Here is a 15,895-nt window from a genome sequence, read left to right as displayed (position 1 = left end):
ACAAGAACATATGTTTGTGTGGTGGTGAAGGAATGCAATACTTAACAGATAAATTATTAAATGGTTTGAATCCAGAGCAGCAAAGAGCTGTGAAGACGACAGAAGGTCCATTGCTCCTTATGGCGGGCGCAGGTAGTGGAAAAACAAGAGTGTTAACGCATCGGATTGCCTACTTAATGGTCGAAAAACGAGTGAATCCGTACAATATTCTTGCGATTACCTTTACCAATAAAGCCGCAAGAGAAATGAAGGAACGTATTTACAAAATGATGGGTGGAGTAGCCGACGAAATTTGGATTTCGACCTTCCACTCGATGTGTGTAAGAATCCTCCGACGTGATATTGATCGAATTGGCTATAATCGAAATTTTACGATTTTGGATTCGACCGATCAGCAATCAGTCATTAAAGGAATCCTGAAGGAAAAGAATATTGACCCGAAAAAGTTTGACCCTCGGGCCATTTTAGGTGCGATAAGTAGCGCCAAAAACGAATTGACTACACCTGAGGAATTCAGCAAAACAGCTGGAGGCTACTATGAACAGGTTGTTGCAGATGTGTACGAGCTTTATCAAAAAAGGCTCCGGAAAAATCAAGCTCTTGATTTCGATGATTTGATTATGATAACGATTCAGCTTTTTCAAAGAGTACCAGAAGTACTTGAATTTTATCAACGTAAATTTCAATATATTCACGTCGATGAGTATCAGGATACAAACCGTGCTCAATATATGCTTGTGAAATTAATGGCAAGTCGCTTTCAAAATCTTTGTGTAGTGGGGGACTCTGACCAGTCGATTTATCGTTGGAGGGGAGCGGACATCGCCAATATCCTTTCCTTTGAAAAAGATTACCCGCGAGCAAGCGTTATTTTACTAGAACAAAACTACCGCTCGACCAAGACGATACTAAATGCAGCCAATGAAGTCATTAAGAACAATCTAAACCGTAAACCGAAGAATCTTTGGACCGAAAATATGGATGGCAATAAAATCTATTACTATCGGGCGGACAGTGAGCAAACAGAAGCGCAATTTGTTGCTGGAAAAATTAAAGAGCAAGTCGACAGTGGCAAGCGTTCCTATTCTGATTTTGCGATTCTCTACCGCACGAATGCGCAATCCCGTGTGATGGAGGAAGTACTGCTCAAATCAAATATTGGTTATGCGATTGTCGGTGGAATCAAGTTCTATGACCGTAAAGAGATTAAAGATATTCTTGCCTATCTTAGATTAATTGCTAATCCAGATGATGATATCAGTTTGCAAAGGGTCATCAATGTACCGAAGCGCGGAATTGGTTCAAGCTCGATCGACAAAATTGCTAATTTCGCCAACCTCCATGATATCTCAATGTTTGATGCTTTAGAATCGGTAGAGCTCATTGGATTAAGTCCAAAAATCACGAAGGCAGCTGCTGAATTTCGTGAATTAGTCAAAGGCTACACTAACATGCAAGAGTATCTTTCCGTTACTGAACTGGTGGAAGAAGTGCTCGAAAAGACAGGCTACCGGGAACTATTGAAAGCAGAGAAATCACTAGAGTCTGAAAGCCGACTGGAGAATATCGATGAATTTTTATCCGTAACGAAGAGCTTTGAAGACGGAAGCGAAGATAAGAGCTTAGTTGGCTTTTTAACAGATTTAGCTCTAGTTGCTGATATTGATAAACTGGAAGATGATGGGGAAAAGACTGATCAAGTCGTCTTAATGACACTCCATTCGGCAAAAGGATTAGAATTTCCAGCCGTCTTTTTAATGGGATTAGAGGAAGGGGTATTTCCACATAGTCGCTCCTTAATGGAAGAAGCGGAAATGGAAGAGGAACGTCGCCTTGCTTATGTAGGAATTACCCGTGCAGAGGAAGAACTTTATATTACAAATGCACAAATGCGTACCCTATTTGGGCGGACGAATATGAACCCTCCTTCACGCTTTATCAATGAAATTCCAGAAGAGTTATTAGAAGGGGTTCAGCCGAAAGGGAGAGCTTCATCTCCATCCCCATTTGCCGCACCATCACGACCAACGATGAGAGCGGCAGTTAAGAGACCTGTGCCAACCTCTACCGGTGGAGAAGGATTAGGATGGGCTGTTGGAGACAAGGCACAGCACGGAAAATGGGGAGTCGGTACCGTTGTTAGTGTCAAAGGAGAAGGTGAAAGCATGGAGTTAGATATTGCTTTTCCAAGTCCAGTAGGGATTAAGAGACTTCTCGCAAAGTTTGCTCCAATTCAAAAAGTGTAAGTGAAAGGGTTGGGAAAGATGGACCTTCAAACGGCAGAAAAAGAAGTGAGAGAACTTCATCAAAAATTAAATCAATACAATTATGAATACCATGTATTAGATAAACCATCTGTTCCAGATGCAGAATATGATCGACTCATGCAAGAACTGATACAGATTGAGGAACAATTTCCACAGTTGAAGACTTCTGATTCTCCTACACAACGGGTAGGGGGTCAGGTCCTTGACTTATTTGAAAAGGTTCAGCATGAAATTCCAATGTTGAGTCTTGGAAATGCGTTTAATGATCAGGATCTACGCGATTTTGATCGTCGTGTTACACAAGCTGTAGGCGAAAAGCACTCCTATGTTTGTGAGTTGAAAATTGATGGCCTCGCTGTTTCTTTGCGCTATGAAAATGGGTTGTTCGTTCGTGGAGCAACTCGTGGTGATGGAACAACAGGAGAGGATATTACGGCAAACTTACGAACGATTCGCTCGATTCCATTGCGTTTAAATGAGCCTGTGTCGATTGAAGTTCGCGGCGAAGTCTTTATGCCGAAACGCTCTTTTGAAGCATTAAATAAGCTGAAAAAAGAACGTGAAGAAGAACCTTTTGCCAATCCACGTAATGCTGCGGCGGGTTCTTTAAGACAGTTAGATACAAAAATCGCTGCCTCACGGAATTTAGATGTTTTCCTCTATAGCATTGCCAATACGGATGCAGCGGGAGTGGTTTCCCATAGTGGGGCACTGGATTACTTAGATAAGTTAGGGTTCAAAACAAATAAAGAAAGAAAGATGTGCCAAACAATCGAGGAAGTACTCCAGTTTGTCGAAGGCTGGGCTGAGAGAAGACCACATCTTCCTTATGAAATCGATGGTCTCGTCATTAAAGTAGATTCATTAGAACAGCAAAAAGCGCTCGGATTTACGGCGAAAAGTCCGCGTTGGGCAATCGCTTATAAATTCCCTGCAGAAGAAGTCGTGACAACGCTTAGGGAAATTGAGCTAAGTGTAGGACGAACAGGTGTCGTAACGCCAACAGCGATTTTAGACCCTGTCCGTGTTGCTGGAACGACAGTACAGCGTGCTTCCTTGCATAATGAAGACCTCATTCGTGAAAAAGATATAAAAATTGGCGACCAGGTTGTCGTGAAAAAGGCAGGAGATATCATTCCTGAAGTGGTCAATGTGTTAGCAGATAGCCGCACTGGAGCGGAAATGGATTTTCAAATGCCGACCCATTGTCCAGAATGTGAAAGTGAGCTCGTTCGTCTGGAAGGGGAAGTGGCTTTACGTTGTATTAATCCGAAGTGTCCAGCACAAATTCGTGAAGGACTGATTCATTTCGTTTCTCGAGATGCGATGAATATTGATGGTCTTGGCGAAAAGGTTATCAGTCAACTTTTTGCTGAACAATTAATTGAAGATGTAGCGGACATTTACAAACTGACTAGGGAACAGCTTTTAGCGTTAGAAAGAATGGGTGAAAAGTCAGTCAGCAATTTGTTGAATGCGATCGAAGCTTCTAAAAGCAATTCACTCGAAAGATTACTCTTTGGGTTAGGGATCAGACATGTAGGCGCAAAAGCAGCAAAAACGTTAGCGATTGAATTCAACACGATTGACAAGCTTGCTGCAGCGACTGATGAAGAATTAACGGCTATCAATGAAATCGGTGATAAAATGGCTGACTCGATCGTATCCTATTTTGAACTTGATGAGGTAAAGGAATTAATCGAGGAATTAAAGGCGATTGAAGTGAATACGGAATATAAGGGGCCAAAACCAGTTTCGATTGAAGAGTCTACATCCTTTTTTGCTGGGAAAACAATTGTTTTAACAGGGAAGCTTGAGCAGCTATCACGAAATGAGGCAAAAGAGGAGATTGAGAAGCTAGGTGGAAAGGTTTCCGGAAGTGTCAGTAAGAAAACAGATCTCGTGATTGCTGGAGAAGATGCTGGTTCGAAGCTAACTAAGGCGGAAGAGCTGGGTGTTGAGGTATGGAACGAGGAGAAGATGGTAGAAGAGTTGAAAAAATCTCAAGAATAATGGAGATTAGAAAATAAGAGGTGAATGTACCGTGAGAAAAATCTCATTGGTCGTTTTAGCTTTTTTCCTTTTATTGACTGGTTGTGCTCCTAATTTCCAAAAGGAACAGGAGATTGTCCAGGAGAAGGATGACTCGAAAGAAAAAGCGATTATCCCAAAATATAAAATATCGGATCAATATTACCAAACGATTTTACCATTTGAGCCTTCGGAAGCTCGTGGTTTAACGGTGAGTCAGTTGAATACAAGATACGATATCGATGAATTTGAAACAGGATTGATGCGTATTGCGCAAAACACGTTTAACCCAGATAAATTTCTGTTCCAAGAAGGGCAGTACTTAGACCGAAAAACGGTTGGCTTATGGCTCAATCGTAAATATACAGATGAACAAGTAGAAAAATTGGAAATGAAAGCAGAAGAAAATATTGGTCTAAACCCTATAGATCCTGGGGAAGGCGATGTGCAAACAAGAAATCGAGAAAATCCAATCTATTTAGCCCACATTTTAGAGCATAACTATCTTGTCAGAGGAGAAGATGGAACAGCTCGTCTTGGTGGGATTGTCATTGGTTTGGCAATGAACTCGGTTCACTATTTCCAAGAGGTCCAATATGGTGCCACCTTTGAAACCAAAATTGACCATGCTGTCCTTGATCGAGAAGGGAAAAGAATTGCCCAAGAGGTTGTGGGACGACTAAGACAGATCGAAGGGCTTGAAAAGGTACCGATTACCATTGCATTATTTGAGCAGGAGAGTAATTCGTCTGTTGTTCCAGGTAATTTCTTTGCTTATGCGAATGCATCTGAGGGTAGCTCTAAACTTGGTGGTTGGGAAGCTGTAAAAGAAGACTATGTCCTTTTCCCTTCAACAGATGCGCAGAATAATTATCGTGATGATTTAACATCCTTTTTGAATTTTAAGCAGGATGTGGAAGAATACTTCCCGAATTTTAATGGGGTAATCGGAAAAGCATTTTATATTGATAATGAACTTCAAGATTTAAGTATCGATATACCGATTCAGTTTTATGGAAAGTCAGAAGCCGTAGGATTTACCCAATATGTAACAGGATTAATTTTGGAGCATTTTCCAAACTATATTGCCGTTGAAGTGAACATTTCGTCTGTTAATGGACCGGAAGCGTTAATCGTACGAAAAGTGAACCAAGACGAACCGTTTGTGCATATTTACAATTAAAGAAAACCTGAATCGTGAAATCGATTCAGGTTTTTGTGCGTTCGATACTGGGATTTTATGTTAGAATTTAAGTGTAGGAATATTTGAATAATTACGTCATCGGCGCTTGGAGGGGAGTCATGAATAAGAAAAAATATATCATATATTTGGTAGCAGGGATTTTAACCGGGTTATTTGTCCTTCCTATTGTTCTTCCATTTAACTCAGCAGATGTGTTCGTATTCATCTTTGGTGAGCCAAATGTCGTCAATCAGATAATTGTATCTATCATTGGTCTCATCTTAATATTAAGTTTAATTCGAGTAGTATATAAAGGATTTGTTAAAAAGTAGAGTTATGTTTTACAGACCGGTCAATTCTGTTTTGGTCTGTTTTTCATTTTCAGGTTTAACATAGGAAAAGGAGATATGCAGTAATGGTCAAAGTCGATATGTACACAATGTGTCTCGTTCAGAATGGGGATAAGGTGTTATTAATTAATAGACCAAGTGAGCGTGGTTTTCCAGGATATATTGGGGCTGGAGGAAAAGTAGATTTTCCTGAAAGTTTAACCGAAGGAGCGATCCGTGAAGTGTGGGAAGAAACAGGCTTAAAAGTGAAGGATCTTGTTTATAAGGGGTTAGCTGAATTCGTTGATCCAGAAGAAAATTATCGATATATGGTCTTTAATTATTTGGCCCAGTCATTTGAGGGTGAACTATTAGAAAATCCACCAGAAGGAGAACTACGGTGGGTCCCAATAAAGGAGGCGCTAAATTTACCGATGCAACCATGGTTTCGGAGAAGATTTCCATTATTCTTTGAAAAAGGGACTTTCGAAATCTACGAAATTCGCGATCGAGCAGCAAAAGAACAAATTAAAGAGACGGTGAAAATGACGTGAATCCAAAGAGGTTGATCAATCGTTTAATTGGATGAAAAATGACAGGCTGGATTCTTAAAGGAGCTAGTCGATATGATCATTCGAAATGAGGGGAACGATCGTGTTTACATATGATATTGATGAAGAACTTATGTTAAGACAAATAGAATTAGCAGATGCAGAGCGAGTATTTGAATTAACGAATCGCTCAAGGGAGGAATGATAGTTGAAAAATACAAAACTACGAATCCTTTGGATTATTCCGACCGTATTTATATGGTGTATGTTTATCGGTTTCTCCATTTGGGTTGGTACGATGGTAGAGGAATTGAAGGAAATAGAAATGCTATCGTTCTGGGTCATGCAGTTACTAGTAGTATTTTTGCTAGCATTACTAGGAAGCTATCGAATTTGGAGTTGGATCAAACAAGGGAAGTTGTAGGCTGAATCAAATAGGAGGAGCTACTAATGAAGGTAAATTCAACAGAAACCTCTACATGGAATAAGAGAGGGAAAACCTTTTTCATGATTTCGATTATCCTCTTCATCATGATCGGGTACTTTACGCTCGAATATGAGAACACTTTTGAAAGAGGAGGAACGATTTGGCTTCTTCTCATCATGATTTTTTCGAATATTGTCCTTGTCATACAAAACTATCGGAAGAGAGAATTATATTACACATTAGGTTCCATCCTTATTTGTGTAGCAGGTATTCTCTTTTTTTTCATACCGGAAATCATGTGGTTAGTAAAGGTTCTCTGAAAAAATTTTCCTTTCTTTCATAAAATCACCTCTCATTGCGCATATTGATATTGTTAACTATCAATGAAAAGAGAGGTTAGGCAATGGATAAGAAGGAAAATGAGTACTATGGAACAAATGTTGAAGGCTCTGAGGATTTGTTGAAGAACAAAACAGGGGAAAATGAGACAGAGGACACATTAACGAATCGTCAAGGTCATCCTGTTACCGACAATCAAAATGTCAGAACGGTCGGGAATCGTGGGCCGACAACGCTTGAGAACTACGATTTTTTAGAAAAAATAAGTCATTTTGATAGAGAGCGTATTCCGGAAAGGGTCGTTCATGCTAGAGGTGCCGGTGCCCATGGATATTTTGAATCGTACGGAACTGTTGGAGACGGTCCGATATCAAAATATACAAGGGCAAAGCTTTTTCAAGAAAAGGGTAAAAAGACACCTGTTTTTGTTCGCTTTTCAACGGTCAATCATGGGAAGCATTCCCCAGAGACTTTAAGGGATCCGCGTGGATTTGCTGTTAAGTTTTATACAGAGGATGGAAACTGGGATTTAGTCGGGAATAATTTAAAAATCTTCTTTATTCGCGATCCGTTAAAGTTTCCAGATTTGGTCCATGCATTTCAACCGGATCCTGTGACAAATATACAAGATGGGGAAAGAATCTTTGATTTCATCTCTCAATCGCCCGAAGCAATGCATATGATCACGTTTTTATTTTCCCCTTGGGGAATACCAGCGAATTATCGCCAAATGCAAGGGTCTGGAGTTCACGCCTATCGATGGGTAAATGATGAAGGAAAAGCAGTTCTTGTTAAGTATCATTTTGAACCATTGCAGGGAATTAAGAATCTCACTCAATCAGAGGCAGAAGAAGTTCAAGGAAAAAATTTCAATCACGCTACACAGGACCTGTATGAAGCGATTGAAAAAGGGGAATTTCCAGAGTGGGAGATGTATGTCCAAATCATCTCGGATGATGAGCATCCAGGCTGGGATTTCGATCCATTAGATCCAACGAAGCTTTGGTATAAGGATGATGTTCCATGGCAAAAGGTCGGTAAATTAGTATTGAACAAAAACCCGCAGAATTTCCATGCAGAAGTGGAACAAGTAGCATTTGGTACAGGGGTTTTAGTGGATGGGCTTGACTTCTCAGATGATAAGCTACTTCAAGGAAGAACCTTTGCATACTCGGATACACAAAGATATCGTGTAGGTGCAAACTATTTACAGCTCCCTATCAATGCTCCGAAAAAACATGTGGCGACCAATCAAAGGGGTGGACAGATGGAATACCGTGTCGACCAGGGTGTCCATCAAAATCCTCATGTAAATTATGAGCCATCCATTATTGGAGGCTTAAAAGAAGCAAAGCAGGTTGGCAAGGAGCATACTCCTCATGTGGAGGGCGATGTAAAAAGAGAAGCAATTGATCGTCAAAATAATTATGGACAGGCCGGTGAAACGTACCGTCGTTTTAATGAGTGGGAACGGACCGAGTTGATTAATAATCTCGTTAATACCCTTCACTCATGCCGGAAGGAAATACAAGATGCGATGGTCGAGCATTTAACGAAATGTGATCCGGACTATGGCAAACGTGTAGCAGAAGGCTTAAAAATGATGCATATGGATGCAGGGCATGGTCCGATTGGATCAACAAAGACAGAGGAAGCGGTGCAGCAGGCAGAACAAATGGGTCATCCGTCTGATCCGTATTAATGCAAAGGGTCTCAAATGAGGCTCTTTTTTTTGATTAAGAAGTTATCTTAAAATAAAGATTATTCTAAGATCATTGAACGACTTACGTAAAACTGATAGAATGTGAGTGAATACTAGGAAAATTCTATAAAGACTTATTTTAAAAATACGAACTATTGTGTTTCCTTAATCAAAGTTCGTTTTTTTTAAGTCGTAATCAGTTCTAAGGAGGCGGTTTGGTTGGTACAGGCGTACAAGCATGAGCCATTTACAGATTTTTCAGTAGAAAAGGAACGTGAAGGCTATTTAACAGCTTTAAAGACAGTTGAAGGATACTTAGGGAAAGATTATGACCTTGTCATTGGTGGAGAGCGTATTACTACTGAGGAGAAGATTGTTTCTATTAATCCAGCAAATAAGACTGAGGTAATCGGACGTGTTTCAAAGGCGAATAAAGAGCTTGCTGAACAAGCCATGCAAGCTGCAGTAAAGGCTTTTAAAACGTGGAAAAAAGCGAAGCCTGAGATGCGTGCAGATGTGTTATTTAAAGCAGTTGCCATCATTCGTCGTCGTAAGCATGAGTTCTCTGCTCTTTTAACAAAAGAAGCTGGGAAGCCATGGAGAGAAGCAGATGCTGATACAGCAGAAGCGATTGATTTCTTAGAATTTTATGCTCGTCAAATGTTAAAGCTAAAAGACGGTGTACCCGTACAAAGCCGTCCTAATGAATATAACCGTTATGATTACATTCCACTGGGTGTAGGTGTGATTATTTCACCTTGGAATTTCCCATTAGCGATTATGGCTGGTACAACAGTAGCTGCCATCGTTTCTGGAAATACCGTACTATTAAAACCAGCTTCCACAACACCAATTGTTGCGGCTAAGTTTGTTGAAGTGATGGAAGAAGCAGGATTACCTGCAGGTGTTCTTAACTTCGTTCCAGGAAGCGGAGCAGAAGTTGGAGATTATTTAGTAGACCATAAGGATACTCGTTTCATCAGCTTCACAGGTTCTCGCGATGTCGGTCTCAGAATCTATGAAAGAGCATCAAAATTAAACGAAGGCCAAATTTGGCTGAAGCGTGTGATTGCCGAGATGGGTGGAAAAGATACGATGGTCGTGGATAAGGAAGCTGATTTAGAGCTTGCGGCCCAATCCATCGTTGCTTCTGCTTTCGGTTTCTCTGGGCAAAAATGTTCTGCTTGCTCTCGTGCAGTAGTGGTTGAGGATGTGTACGATCAAGTATTGAACCGTGTTGTAGAGTTAACGAATCAATTAACTCAAGGAAACCCAGTCGATCAAAACAACTATATGGGACCAGTTATCGACCAAGCGGCTTTTGATAAAATCATGAGCTATGTGGAAATCGGCAAGGAAGAAGGACGTCTTGTGGCAGGAGGAGAAGGAGACAACTCAACTGGTTTCTTCGTTAAGCCAACTGTGATTGCTGATCTTTCCCCTACAGCAAGATTGATGCAAGAAGAAATTTTTGGACCAGTTGTTGGTTTCACAAAGGCCAAAGACTTTGCTGAAGCATTAGAAATCGCCAACAACACAGAGTATGGTTTAACAGGTGCGGTTATCACAACTAACCGTGAACATATGGAGCAAGCGCGTGAAGACTTCCATGTTGGAAACCTATATTTCAACCGTGGCTGTACGGGTGCGATCGTTGGATACCAACCATTTGGTGGCTTTAATATGTCGGGTACAGACTCTAAAGCAGGTGGCCCAGACTACTTATTGCTTCATCTGCAAGCTAAGACTACATCCGAAATGTACTAATAAATAAAAGTTAGTAGAACCGCATTCCGAAGTACATGGAATGCGGTTTTTTAGTGTGTGGATGGCGGCTGATAAACGAGGTGCGCAATTATGTGGAAAAACTGCGCCATCATAGTAGCGAGCGCAGTTTGAATCTGTGGAGCACACACATACCCAGATCCGCAATTAGTCGTCAAATCCCCGCAATTATTACCGATTTACCCGCAATAAACTTAGAAACACCCGCAATAAACTCGAAAACCCCCGCAATCCACGATTCAACTATGAAAGTTATCCATAATCCCGGAAAACCCCGCCAACTCAACAGAGCGGCGGGGTTTTCTATTACTCTTCTAACTTCGTTTTATAAACTTCAAACTGTTCTTGAACAGCATTCACTGGTACTTTATCAGCTAAACTTACAACGACAATGGCAATCCAAGCAAATAAGAAGCCTGGAGCTAATTCGTATAAGTCAAAAATACCTCCTGAAATGTTCGCCCAGATAATGACGGTCAAAGCACCGACAATAATCCCTGCGAGAGCGCCGTTTCGTGTCATTCGCTTCCAATACAAGCTCAAAATAATGACCGGACCAAAGGCAGCACCAAACCCAGCCCAAGCATATCCAACTAATTCTAATACTTTACTGTCGGGGTCATACCCGAGGAGAATCGCAACGACGGCAATTCCTAAAACAGCAATTCTGCCAACAATCATTTCTTCCTTCTTGGAAGCATCTCTTCGGAAAATAGATTTATAGAAATCCTGTGCCAGTGCACTTGAAGAAACGAGTAACTGAGAATCGACCGTACTCATGATTGCTGAGAGAATGGCTGCAAGCAAGAAACCTGATACAACAGGATTAAATAAAACCTGTGAAAACATAATAAAGACCGTTTCAGAATTTTCTAGAGGTGAATCTGCAAAATAAGCAATCCCTGCAAGACCGACGAATAACGCACCAAAGAGGGAAAGAATCATCCATACCATTCCGATTAAACGTGCCTTCGGAATTTCTTTTGTCGACTTAATTCCCATAAAGCGGACAATTATATGTGGCTGCCCGAAATAGCCTAATCCCCATGCTAATAATGAAATGACACCGATGGCCGAAGCCCCTGTGTAAACATTTAGATAAGAGGGATCAATATTTCCAATCTGTTCGACTGTTGAATTCCAACCACCAAGCTCATAAATCGCGGCTCCGGGAATGATGATAAGAGCTAAAAACATTAAGATCCCTTGAATGAAGTCCGTCCAGCTTGCTGCTAAAAATCCACCGAAAAATGTGTAAGAAACAATTACGGCAGCCCCGACCCATAGTGCGACAATATAGTCCATTCCAAATGAATTTTCTAAAAGGATGGCACCACCGACGAGACTGGAGGATGTGTAAAATGTAAAAAATACTAAAATGACAATTGCGGAAACAACGCGAAGTATTTTGGATGAATCATGGAAACGATTTTCAAAGAAATCAGGAACAGTAATCGAATCATTCGCCACTTCCGTGTATACTCTGAATCGTTTGGCGATGAACTGCCAATTTAAATAAGCTCCAATTGCTAGACCAATAGGTAACCAGATTTCCCCAAGACCACCAAGGTAAACAGCACCTGGTAATCCAAGCATGAGCCAACTACTCATATCAGATGCACCTGCACTTAATGCAGCCACACCGGCCCCAAGCCTGCGTCCACCAAGAACATAATCGGTTAAATTACTAGTTTTACGTGCAGCAATAAAACCAATTAATAACATTCCTACTAAATAAATAATAATCGAGACTAACGTGGGTAAGTTAATATCCATATTGTTTTATCCTTCTCCTTTTTCTGTAAAAAATGTGATAGTTGATAAGACGATTAACAGTGGCATCGGAACGAGCATCCACAATGCAGTGGCTGTTGAAAGACCGAATATCACCTTGCTTCACCTCTCTTTCTATACAAGTGCATACAGTTTGTCTGTATGTCGAAATCTTAGGTGCTTCAATAGTGCGTTTTGAAACACCTTATGGATCATAACATAGATATATTATCTAAGTATAAAAAATATTCGGATAAATAATCACTGATGAATAAATATACATAAAAAGTGATGAGAAATTCACGATATCGCAATATAGATAATATCTATTCATGAAAATTTATAAAATTAATTTTGCTCAATTATTCACAAACCAAAGCAAAAGAGGAACCGAAATTCCTCCCAAAATTAGTTCCTCATAATGATGAAAATCATATAAACGACATAGGCTAGTGCCATAATCAGGCCTTCAATTTTACCAATTCGATAATTCGAACGGGAAAAGATAAAGAGCATAATCGTTAAACCGATCATTAAGATGATATCCGTAAACAGTTTGCCATCAACAGGAAGTGGGGATATCGCCGATGATGTTCCAAGCACAAACAAAATGTTAAAGATATTACTTCCGACAATATTGCCTAGTGCGATCTCACTGAGTTTTTTATAGGCCGCAGTAACAGATGTGATGAGCTCAGGTAAGGAAGTACCAACGGCGACAATGGTTAACCCGACTAATGTTTCACTCATTCCAAGTGAGTAGGCAATGGTTGTTGCACTGTCCACGACTAGATCGCCACCCCAAATAATTCCCGCAAGACCTCCGATTGTAAAAAGAGTATTTTTTCCCCAAGAGCCTTTCTTTTTACTAGGTTCCTCAACGACTAACTCTTTTTCTCTGCTATTTAGTGCTAGTTCAAAGATGTAGTACATGAAGATCGCGAAAAACAATAAAAGGATGAACCCGTCTCCGCGCGTCACAGAATTTACACCAACAAACTGGAGAGAGATGTCACTTATTAAAATAAGTAAGGCGACACTCGCTAATAAGGTGAATGGAATTTCCTTTCTGATTGTAGCGTTTTCCACCTTTAATGGATTAAGAAAGGCTGTTACACCGATCACAAATGTAATGTTAAAAATATTGCTCCCAATAACGTTTCCAAGGGTTACCCCAGCATTTCCGTTCATTGCTGCAGTAATACTGACAGCCGCTTCCGGAGAGCTTGTTCCAAAGGATACGATAGTTAAACCGATTATAATGGGCGGGATTTTAAGGAGGGAGGCAATATTGGAAGAGCCCTCAACGAAAAAATCCGCTCCTTTTATTAACAGGGCAAATCCGATAATAAGCAAAATATAAGCCATATACATCATCCTTCTATTTGGTTGTGTTGTTTATTTTTTCCTATCTCACAAATTATACTCGGTCAGCTAGAACATATAAATCCTATTCTTCCAGTTTGTCATCTTAGACCTCGAAGTGAATACTTTTTTTCTTATCAAACTAGACGAACTTAGTAAGCATGTGGTTGCTCTCCTAAAATGCCGGGAAATGCTCATATCACGTTAGGAGACGAACCGTCCAAAGCTCATGAGCGGTGCCCGTGCTGCCCGTGCGGTCTATGAAAAAAATCCGGAAAATGAATGAACGTATGTGTCATACGGCTCAAGAGTTTCGCTTTAGAAAGATAACAGGAAAAATTCCGCTTAATGAGCAAGCATCATGAAAAAGAGCCGAAATAACAGGAAAAATTCCTGCTATTCCCTCAAAAAATGCCAAAATAAACGATTTTGCCCTTCATAAGCGGAAAATTTTCCGTTATATGCTCTAAAAGGGACTCCATTGCGGAGATAACAGGAAAAATTCCGCTTATGGATAGTGGGTCGAATTGGGCAAACCTGGAAGCTACTACATTTTGCAGGTTCTTTTTTAAAAATTTTCAAAAAATAGGTTCCGTTTTCAAATATCGTGTTATATAATACAAAATATAAAACTTAATTCTGTATTATAACAATCGATAATTTGAGAGGAGAATGGAAAATGACAAACGAAAGAGCGGAAAAATTAAGAACGAGCTGGGAGCAAGATGAAAGATGGTTAGGGATTGAGAGACCGTATTCAGCTGAAGAAGTGATCAAGCTAAGAGGTTCTATCGATATTGAACATACCCTTGCGCGCCGTGGAGCGGAGAAACTGTGGAATCTCGTAAACACAGATGGTTTTGTTAATGCACTCGGAGCACTAACAGGGAATCAAGCGGTCCAACAGGTGAAGGCAGGACTGAAAGCAATCTATTTAAGTGGTTGGCAGGTGGCAGCTGATGCGAATCTATCCGGACATATGTATCCTGATCAAAGCTTGTATCCAGCAAACAGTGTGCCCAGTGTGGTAAAACGCATTAATCAAGCGTTACAGCGTGCTGACCAAATTCATTACTTAGAAGGCGATGATTCGATCGATTGGTTTGCTCCGATCGTAGCTGATGCAGAAGCTGGTTTTGGTGGGCAGTTAAATGTGTTTGAACTGATGAAAGGGATGATTGAAGCGGGAGCAGCTGGCGTCCATTTCGAAGATCAACTTTCTTCTGAGAAAAAATGTGGTCATTTAGGAGGGAAAGTACTGCTTCCAACGCAAACAGCTGTCCGCAACCTTATTTCTGCACGTCTAGCAGCTGATGTTATGGGGGTTCCGACAGTACTAGTTGCTCGAACAGATGCGAATGCAGCCGATTTAATCACAAGTGATGTTGATCCTTATGATGATCCGTTTATTACAGGAGAGCGTACGGATGAAGGATTTTTCCGGACAAAAGCGGGACTTGATCAAGCGATCGCTCGCGGGCTTGCCTATGCTCCATATGCTGATTTAATTTGGTGTGAAACGTCTGAACCAAATATTGAAGAGGCTAGGAAGTTTGCTGAAGCAATTCATAAGGAATACCCAGGTAAATTAATGGCTTACAACTGCTCACCTTCATTTAACTGGAAGGCAAAGCTAAGCGATGAAGAAATCGCCAATTTTCAAATCGAGCTAGGTAAAATGGGATATAAGTTCCAATTCGTTACACTGGCTGGATTCCATGCCTTAAACCACAGCATGTTCAACCTCGCTCTAGGCTATAAGGATCGTGGTATGGCTGCTTATTCAGAACTTCAGCAAGCAGAATTTGCAAGCGAAAAAGATGGGTATACAGCGACTCGCCATCAACGAGAAGTCGGCACAGGCTACTTCGACAAAGTGTCGATGGTCGTAACAGGAGGAACTTCATCTACGACTGCATTGAAGGGGTCTACAGAGGAAGAACAGTTTACGGCAAGTACAAAGTAATTTTCCTGATGTTTGGAAGGCTGCTCTGAAAAAGTTTTTAAATGAACTTTTTGAGGGTAGCTTTTTTTGTGGGTTATGAGTTTGGACAGGTGACATAGTAGAAAGGGTGAAGGAGTCCGAATACAAAGCATCATCCATCTAAAGCACGCACAAAAGAGGAAGCAACATATATTTTTT

At 40.7% G+C, this 15,895-nt stretch carries 12 protein-coding genes; 10 read left to right on the top strand and 2 right to left on the bottom strand.

Features of this window, described 5'->3' with window-relative positions; translation table 11 throughout:
- Positions 1 to 32 precede the first annotated feature (32 nt).
- From pcrA to pruA, 9 genes are all read left to right on the top strand, one after another.
- Positions 33 to 2,246, top strand: a complete 2,214-nt coding sequence (gene pcrA / locus AA0X71_RS21445) for a DNA helicase PcrA (RefSeq protein WP_413357295.1) — start codon at positions 33 to 35, stop codon at positions 2,244 to 2,246.
- Positions 2,247 to 2,264: 18 nt separating this feature from the next.
- Positions 2,265 to 4,280 carry an NAD-dependent DNA ligase LigA gene (gene ligA, locus AA0X71_RS21440; protein ID WP_413357294.1) on the top strand — a complete coding sequence of 672 codons (2,016 nt, stop codon included), beginning with the start codon at positions 2,265 to 2,267 and terminating at the stop codon, positions 4,278 to 4,280.
- A 31-nt stretch (positions 4,281 to 4,311) separates the two neighbouring features.
- Entirely contained in the window at positions 4,312 to 5,481 is a 1,170-nt protein-coding gene (locus AA0X71_RS21435) for a CamS family sex pheromone protein (protein ID WP_413357293.1), read from the top strand.
- A gap of 119 nt (positions 5,482 to 5,600) precedes the next feature.
- On the top strand, positions 5,601 to 5,813 hold the full coding sequence (locus tag AA0X71_RS21430) for a hypothetical protein (protein WP_413357292.1): 213 nt from the start codon (positions 5,601 to 5,603) through the stop codon (positions 5,811 to 5,813).
- Positions 5,814 to 5,896: 83 nt separating this feature from the next.
- Positions 5,897 to 6,364, top strand: coding sequence for an 8-oxo-dGTP diphosphatase (locus AA0X71_RS21425; RefSeq protein WP_413357291.1), 468 nt, complete (start codon positions 5,897 to 5,899; stop codon positions 6,362 to 6,364).
- A 205-nt stretch (positions 6,365 to 6,569) separates the two neighbouring features.
- Entirely contained in the window at positions 6,570 to 6,785 is a 216-nt protein-coding gene (locus tag AA0X71_RS21420; protein ID WP_413357290.1) for a hypothetical protein, read from the top strand.
- Between the two features lie 26 nt (positions 6,786 to 6,811).
- Complete coding sequence (locus tag AA0X71_RS21415; protein WP_413357288.1) at positions 6,812 to 7,108, top strand: hypothetical protein; 297 nt, start codon at positions 6,812 to 6,814, stop codon at positions 7,106 to 7,108.
- 83 nt (positions 7,109 to 7,191) lie between these two features.
- A complete protein-coding gene (katX, locus tag AA0X71_RS21410; RefSeq protein ID WP_413357287.1) occupies positions 7,192 to 8,829 on the top strand; it encodes a catalase KatX in 1,638 nt (545 codons plus the stop codon).
- Between the two features lie 219 nt (positions 8,830 to 9,048).
- Positions 9,049 to 10,596 carry an L-glutamate gamma-semialdehyde dehydrogenase gene (gene pruA, locus AA0X71_RS21405; RefSeq protein WP_413357286.1) on the top strand — a complete coding sequence of 516 codons (1,548 nt, stop codon included), beginning with the start codon at positions 9,049 to 9,051 and terminating at the stop codon, positions 10,594 to 10,596.
- 324 nt (positions 10,597 to 10,920) lie between these two features.
- Here pruA and putP read toward each other — a convergent pair whose 3' ends face one another.
- Entirely contained in the window at positions 10,921 to 12,390 is a 1,470-nt protein-coding gene (gene putP, locus AA0X71_RS21400) for a sodium/proline symporter PutP (RefSeq protein WP_413357285.1), read from the bottom strand.
- Positions 12,391 to 12,795: 405 nt separating this feature from the next.
- Positions 12,796 to 13,755, bottom strand: coding sequence for a calcium/sodium antiporter (locus AA0X71_RS21395; RefSeq protein ID WP_413357284.1), 960 nt, complete (start codon positions 13,753 to 13,755; stop codon positions 12,796 to 12,798).
- 676 nt (positions 13,756 to 14,431) lie between these two features.
- Here AA0X71_RS21395 and aceA point away from each other — a divergent pair.
- On the top strand, positions 14,432 to 15,718 hold the full coding sequence (aceA, locus tag AA0X71_RS21390; protein ID WP_413357283.1) for an isocitrate lyase: 1,287 nt from the start codon (positions 14,432 to 14,434) through the stop codon (positions 15,716 to 15,718).
- Positions 15,719 to 15,895 lie beyond the last annotated feature (177 nt).

The sequence above is a fragment of the Robertmurraya phoenicis genome, from assembly GCF_047302285.1.
Taxonomy (GTDB): Bacteria; Bacillota; Bacilli; order Bacillales; family Cytobacillaceae; genus Robertmurraya.
Note: the sequence above shows the minus strand (reverse complement) of the source record. Positions and strands in the feature narration are given on the sequence as shown.

Bases quoted from the DNA above. Each gene is read 5' to 3' on its own strand.
- ligA (WP_413357294.1), top strand. From the start codon at position 2,265: ATGGACCTTCAAACGGCAGAAAAAGAAGTGAGAGAACTTCATCAAAAA.
- putP (WP_413357285.1), bottom strand. From the start codon at position 12,390: ATGGATATTAACTTACCCACGTTAGTCTCGATTATTATTTATTTAGTA.
- AA0X71_RS21425 (WP_413357291.1), top strand. From the start codon at position 5,897: ATGGTCAAAGTCGATATGTACACAATGTGTCTCGTTCAGAATGGGGAT.
- AA0X71_RS21430 (WP_413357292.1), top strand. From the start codon at position 5,601: ATGAATAAGAAAAAATATATCATATATTTGGTAGCAGGGATTTTAACC.
- pcrA (WP_413357295.1), top strand. From the start codon at position 33: ATGCAATACTTAACAGATAAATTATTAAATGGTTTGAATCCAGAGCAG.
- AA0X71_RS21415 (WP_413357288.1), top strand. From the start codon at position 6,812: ATGAAGGTAAATTCAACAGAAACCTCTACATGGAATAAGAGAGGGAAA.
- AA0X71_RS21395 (WP_413357284.1), bottom strand. From the start codon at position 13,755: ATGGCTTATATTTTGCTTATTATCGGATTTGCCCTGTTAATAAAAGGA.
- aceA (WP_413357283.1), top strand. From the start codon at position 14,432: ATGACAAACGAAAGAGCGGAAAAATTAAGAACGAGCTGGGAGCAAGAT.
- katX (WP_413357287.1), top strand. From the start codon at position 7,192: ATGGATAAGAAGGAAAATGAGTACTATGGAACAAATGTTGAAGGCTCT.